General features: G+C 67.7%; 6 protein-coding genes. 1 reads left to right on the top strand and 5 read right to left on the bottom strand.

The features are described from left to right. The 4 genes from HUW62_RS45280 to ald all read right to left on the bottom strand — a co-directional run. A partial coding sequence (locus HUW62_RS45280; protein ID WP_176437973.1) for a response regulator transcription factor occupies nucleotides 1-731 on the bottom strand: 731 nt, incomplete at its 3' end. Between the two features lie 205 nt (nucleotides 732-936). Beyond that, nucleotides 937-1,818, bottom strand: a complete 882-nt coding sequence (locus tag HUW62_RS45275; protein ID WP_163864616.1) for an anti-sigma factor — start codon at nucleotides 1,816-1,818, stop codon at nucleotides 937-939. Between the two features lie 23 nt (nucleotides 1,819-1,841). After that, nucleotides 1,842-2,483, bottom strand: coding sequence for a sigma-70 family RNA polymerase sigma factor (locus HUW62_RS45270; protein WP_163864617.1), 642 nt, complete (start codon nucleotides 2,481-2,483; stop codon nucleotides 1,842-1,844). A gap of 244 nt (nucleotides 2,484-2,727) precedes the next feature. Further along, nucleotides 2,728-3,852 (bottom strand): alanine dehydrogenase, encoded by a 1,125-nt coding sequence (gene ald, locus HUW62_RS45265; RefSeq protein WP_163864618.1) that lies wholly within the window; start codon nucleotides 3,850-3,852, stop codon nucleotides 2,728-2,730. A gap of 201 nt (nucleotides 3,853-4,053) precedes the next feature. Between ald and HUW62_RS45260 the strand changes: the two genes are divergently transcribed. Continuing rightward, nucleotides 4,054-5,355 (top strand): radical SAM protein, encoded by a 1,302-nt coding sequence (locus tag HUW62_RS45260; protein ID WP_163864619.1) that lies wholly within the window; start codon nucleotides 4,054-4,056, stop codon nucleotides 5,353-5,355. A 112-nt stretch (nucleotides 5,356-5,467) separates the two neighbouring features. On the opposite strand, the gene HUW62_RS45255 is transcribed toward HUW62_RS45260, so the two are convergent. Beyond that, nucleotides 5,468-5,892: PleD family two-component system response regulator (locus HUW62_RS45255; RefSeq protein WP_176437972.1), on the bottom strand; the 425-nt coding region annotated here is incomplete at its 5' end.

The raw sequence follows: 5,892 nt of genomic DNA, 5'->3' as shown, positions 1-5,892 counted from the left end.
GCGGCGGGCACGGGCATGAAGCCCACCACCGTCTTCTCCGAGTCATCCAGCGCGTCCAGGGCGTCATCCGCGTCCGAGCCGAGCGCGTCCAGGCTGGAGAAGTCCTCCTCCACGCCCTCCACGACGGCGTCGGGCGGCGCCTCGACGGGCTCCTCGTCCACGAGCGCGACGGGCTCCTCCGGGTCGGGCGAGGACATGTCGTTGAAGGCCGCGTCCAGATCCAGCTCTTCTCCGGCGACCGCGGGCTCCTCGCCCGTGTCCACGGAGATCTCCTCGCCGAAGTCCGCCGTCATCGGCTCATCGCCGAGCGCGTCCAGGGTGAGGCTCTCGTCCACCAGGTCCTCGGAGACGGGCTGCTCCGGGAAGCCGATCAGCGCGCCCACGCGCTCCGTCAGGAGCTGGCCGTCCACCGGCATGGCCACGTACTCGTCCGCGTGCGCCTTCAGCTTGCGGTGCTGCGCGAAACCATCCGGGTTGCCGACGATGACGATGGGGACATTCTTGAGGTCATCGTCCTTCTTCAGCTTGCCGCAGATGAGGTAGCCGTTCTGTCCGGCGGACAGCTCCACGGCCAGCACGACGAGGTCGGGGCGATCCCTGCGAATCTGCTCCACGCTGCCCTTGCCGTCGGCGGTGTCGTCCACCGTGAAGCCGCGTCCTTCCAGGACGGGCCGCAGCGTGGCGGCGAGGGCGGTGTCGCTCTTTTCGACGATCAGGATTTTCTTGGACATGTAGGAACGGCCCGACCTGGGTGCGGCGCGCGCGGGCGCCACGAGTGACGGTGGCACGCGAGGAAAGAAGTGCCATCGAGGCTATCGGCCATGTCAGGGACCGTCAAATGTTCGGGCCGCACGAAAATCCGCCCGCCAAGCAGCCGGGCAGCCGCGATCAGCGCGCTACATGAAGGGCCCTGCGAGCATGCAATGCACGACGTGTTCAGGGATACGAAGCGGGCTCGGCGGAGACAGCGGGGCGCGAGCGCTGGGGCCTCGGGAGTGTTTGATACGAGTAATTCCCGTCAGCCGACTCCAGCGTGCGCGGAGTGCTCGCCACGGTGGTGCCGTGCTCACGCTCATCCAGCATGCGGAGGATGTCGCGCTCGTCCATGTCGGTGACCATCTCGTAGACGACTTCGTGGTCCCGCCAGGTGACGATGTTGAAGCCCTGCGCGGAGTCCACCTCCACCGCGGGCAGCGCCTGGGGCCGTGCGCCGTCCTCGTCGGGGAGGACGAAGACGCCGAGCCGGCGCGTGGGCTCGCCCTCGTCGGGGAGCGTCTCGTAGCTGATGTACGCGACTTCGCGGCCGTTGAGGATGGAGATGCGGCCGCCCAGGGGCTTGGCCTTGGGGAGCTGCGGCAGGGCGACGCGCGCGTCCACCTTGCCCTTGAACCAGGTCTCCAACTGCTCCGGCGCGGAGGAGGCGATTTCGAAGGGGAGCCCGCGCGAGTGGCGCTTGATGATCTCCTCTCGCGCCCGCCGCTGCCGCTCTCCGGCTTGATACGTGTACCAGCCCCCCGTCACCGTCACCACGACGAGGGCGACGGCGCCGGCGCGCAGCCACACGCCATACTGCGCGCGGCGGTGCTCCTGATGGAGGCCTCGGGTGATTCCCGCGCGCAGGGAGTCCGGCGCGCGCATCTGCCTCACGGAGTCACGTGCGGCCCGGCGAAGGGCCAACTGCATGTTCCGCTCGTCCTCCACGCGCCCCTGACAAGCGGCGCACGTGGCGAGGTGGGATTCGAGGTCGACCCGCTCCTCCGGCTGAAATTCGCCGTCGAGATACGGGTACAAAAGCCGTTCGAGTTCCTGGCAGGTCATGGGCGCGCGGTAGGAACCTGTTTCTACCCCGTCTTCTTCCTTTGACGATACTCTTCGAGATTCGCCGGAGTATCGGCCCCGTCACCCTCGTGACGGAAGACCCCCTGGCCCACCGCGTACTCGCGCAGCGTCTTCTGCAGGAGTTTGCGTCCGCGGAACAGGCGGCTCATCACCGTGCCCACGGGGCACTCGAGAATCTCGGCGATCTCCTTGTAGGAGAACTCCTGCAGGTCCGCGAGGATGACCACCAGTCGGAAGTCGATGGGAAGCGAGTCGATGGCGCGCAGCACGTCGTCCGACAGGAGCCTGTCGAAGAAGTACTGCTCCGGGTTGGCCGCGAAGTCCGTCGCGTCCCGGCTGACGAAGCGCTCGTGGACCGCCTCGCGCTCCACGCCCTCCACCACCGTGCGCTCCTTCACCTTCCGCCGATAGCGGTTGATGAACGTGTTCGTGAGGATCTTGAAGAGCCAGGCCTTGATGTTGGTGCCCCGCTCGAACTTGTCGAAGAACCGGTAGGCCCTCATGCAGGTGTCCTGCACCAGGTCCTCCGCATCTCTTTCGTTCTTCGTCAGGCGCAGGGCCGCCGAGTACAGCGGGTCCAGGTGGGCCAGCGCCAGTTCCTCGAATTCCTGCTTCGTCCGGTTGGGTTGTCTGAAATCCAACATGTCCCGCCTTCCAAAGGCCCGAAACAATTGGGGAATGAGTTGTCGCCTGCCCCTCAATGTATGCATGGGAACAGAAGTCGCAACAACGGCTTCCCAGTCACACCCGCCCGTCCGGTCGCTTCGGGTACGGCAGACTCCCGACGGGGTACTTTATTCCCCACCATCAATAACGAAGGGGAGACGGGATGTCGCCATCCGCGTCTCCCCTCCAGGTGGGGCCTCGGCCGTCAGGCCGCTCTACAGGCTACTTGCCGCTGAGCGCGTCCAGGATGGGGCGGTAGTCGTACCCCAGGTCCTTGGCGACGGCCTCGTAGGTGATGTGGCCGTTGTAGGTGTTCATCGCACGGGCCAGGGCGCGGTCGGACTTCACGGCCTCCACCAGGCCCATGTCGGCGATCTTCCGCGAGTAGGGGCGGGTGGTGTTGGTGAGCGCGTACGTGGACGTCTGGGGCACGGCGCCGGGCATGTTGGCGACGCAGTAGTGGACGACGCCGTGCACGACGAACGTGGGGTTGTCGTGGGTGGTGGGCTTGCACGTTTCAATGCAGCCGCCCTGGTCCACCGCGACGTCGACGACGACGGCGCCCGGGGTCATCTCCGCGATGAGGGCCTCGGAGACGAGCTTGGGGGCCTTGCCGCCGGGGATGAGCACCGCGCCGACGACGAGGTCCGCCTCGCGCACGGACGTGGCGATGGACTCCGTGTCGGAGGCCAGCACGCTGACGCGGCCGAGGAACACGTCGTCCAGGTAGGTGAGGCGCTCCAGGTTGACGTCGAGGATGGTGACCTCGGCGCCCATGCCCACCGCCACCTTGGCGGCGCAGAGTCCGACGACGCCGCCGCCGATGACGGTGACGCGGCCGCGGCGCACGCCGGGCACGCCGCCCAGGAGGATTCCCTTGCCGCCGTGGGCCTTCTCCAGCGAGGCCGCGCCCACCTGGATGGCCATCTTCCCGGCCACTTCGCTCATGGGCTTGAGCAGGGGCAGGCTGCCGTCATCCAGCTGCAGCGTCTCGTACGCGACGGCCGCTGCCTTCTTCTTCACCAACGTCTTCGTCAGCTCCGGGTCCACGCCGGCCAGATGGAAGTAGGTGTAGATGATCTGCCCGGGCTGGATGCGCTCGTACTCCGGCGCGATGGGCTCCTTCACCTTGACGATCATCTCCGCGCGCTTCCACACCTCGTCCGCGCTGGCGACGAGCTGCGCGCCGACGCGCTGGTACTCCGAGTCGGGGATGCCTGAGCCGACGCCGGCGTTCGTCTCGACCAACACCGTGTGGCCCGCGCTCGTGAGCGCGCGCACGCCCGCAGGCACCATGCCAACGCGGTACTCACGGGTTTTGATCTCCTTGGGAACTCCGACGATCACGACTGCCTCCGAAAGGGACTGAAAAAAGCGCGCGGACCGTAACGAGGCCCCCTGAGGGAATCAAGGCATCCCCCGAAGCAGGACACATGTCTCCGGTGAGCCCTTGTTACCCCAGAAGGATGACGCGTGGCGTTGAATGCAACGCGTCTCATCGCGCTTCGACGTCGAAAGAGAAGGGGGGCCAGTGATAGTTAGCGTCGCATGACGTCCGCGCCCAAGCTGCTGTTCGCCGACCCCAAGGGGAAGGTGATGGAGCATCCCTACCTGCTGGCCACGCTGCGCAGCGGCGAGGAACTCGTTCCTCCGCAGGACAAGCCCATCCCCCTGCCGTCCGCCGGGCGGCTGGTCCACCTGCCGGGCAGGCTGCCGGTGGGGCAGGACCCGAGAACGGGAGAGCTGGAGCTGGTGCGGGAGATCAACGTCGGCGGCAAGACGTTCACCCCCAACGCGGTGGGCGCGCTCCTGCCACCGGGCTACACGCGCACGTTCCTGCCGGGTGAGGTGAAGGGCAACGGGCCGGTGCTGCCACAGTGGGCCTATACGGCGGCGGCGTGGGGCAAGGACGGGCCGGTGGCGTGGGCCATCCACACGGACCGCCGCTCGCATTGGGACCCGGAGCGCTACTCCACGCCGGACATGAAGGCGCTGGTGGACAAGCACCTGGCGCGCTTCCCGGACAACCGCGTGCTCAAGCAGCTCAAGACGTGCGCGATGCTGTACCGGTGCTTCACGTCGCAGAACACCTTCTATGTCCGCGACGAGGCGGCCATCCCCGCGTCCGTCATGTGCAACGCGCGCTGCGTGGGCTGCATCTCCGACCAGCCGGCGGGCGGTCCGCCCGCGTCGCATGAGCGGATGGATGACGGGCCCACCGCCGAGGAGATGGGCGCCATCGGCCTGTTCCATCTGGAGAACGCGCAGGGCCGCACCATGGTGAGCTTTGGCCAGGGCTGCGAGGGCGAGCCGCTCACGCGCTGGAAGCAGATAGCGGAGTCCATCCGCTACATGCGCGCGCGCACGGACAAGGGCTCCATCAACATCAACACCAACGCGAGCCTCACGCGTGGCCTGGAGGCGCTGCTCGACGCGGGCCTGGATGCCGTGCGCGTGTCGCTCAACGCCGCGTCGAAGGGGCTCTACGAGGCGTACTACAAGCCGGTGAAGTACGGCTGGGAGGACGTGGAGGCGTCGATTGCGCTCGCGCGTGAGCGGGGCGCGTACCTGGCGCTCAACCTGCTCCTGTTCCCCGGCGTCACGGACCGCGAGGGCGAGGTGCGGGCCCTGGAGCGGCTGGTGAAGAAGTACAAGGTGGACCAGGTGCAGACGCGCTCGCTGGCCATCGACCCGCTCCAGTACCTGGATGCGGCGCGCGACGTGGGCGCGGGCGGAGAGCCGGTGGGCATCCGCGAGCTGCTCCAGCGCATGAAGGCGGCGCGGCCGGGGCTCATCATCGGCAACTTCGCGCGCGGGCTGGAGGAACGGGAGAACGCCGCGGGGAAGTGAGGCGCGGGGCCCGTCGAGCAGCGGGGCGGGCCATTGTGGAGGCCGGCCCCCGCGTACTCCGGGACTTGTATCGCTACGCGGCGCTGGGGGGGCCTGAGTCCCTCGTCAGCGCCTACTCGCCGCCAGGCGGCATCAGCTCCTTGGCGACGAGGTTCCCCATGACGGCGTCCTTGGGGATGTAGCCATCGGCGCCGGCCTCGCGGCAGATGCGCTGGAGCTCCTCGACATTCTCGCCGGAGCACAAGAGCACCTTGATGCCCTTGAAGAGGCTGTTGCTCTTGATGAAGCGGCAGAACTGCTCGCCGTTCACGTTGGGCATCCGCACGTCCAGCAGCACCAGGTCCGGACGCGTCTGCTTCTTGAGGATGATCTTCGTGGCCTTGTCGGCGGTGTCCGCGAAATGGACCTCGAAGCCCTTGGCCACCAGGTCCGCCTCGATGATGCGGGCGGTCATCTCACTGTCGTCGACGATGAGGATGCGCGGCTTGCGGCCACCGGTGGTGGGGGCGGGCTTGAGCCCCGTCGAGGCGACAGGGG

The organism is Myxococcus sp. AM011, assembly GCF_013372595.1.
Lineage (GTDB): Bacteria > Myxococcota > Myxococcia > Myxococcales > Myxococcaceae > Myxococcus > Myxococcus eversor.
The sequence above is the reverse complement of the archived record's forward strand: the minus strand, read 5'-3'. Positions and strand labels throughout refer to the sequence as shown.

Coding starts and splice junctions, on each gene's coding strand:
- HUW62_RS45270 (WP_163864617.1), bottom strand. CDS start 2,483: ATGTTGGATTTCAGACAACCCAACCGGACGAAGCAGGAATTCGAGGAA.
- HUW62_RS45275 (WP_163864616.1), bottom strand. CDS start 1,818: ATGACCTGCCAGGAACTCGAACGGCTTTTGTACCCGTATCTCGACGGC.
- HUW62_RS45260 (WP_163864619.1), top strand. CDS start 4,054: ATGACGTCCGCGCCCAAGCTGCTGTTCGCCGACCCCAAGGGGAAGGTG.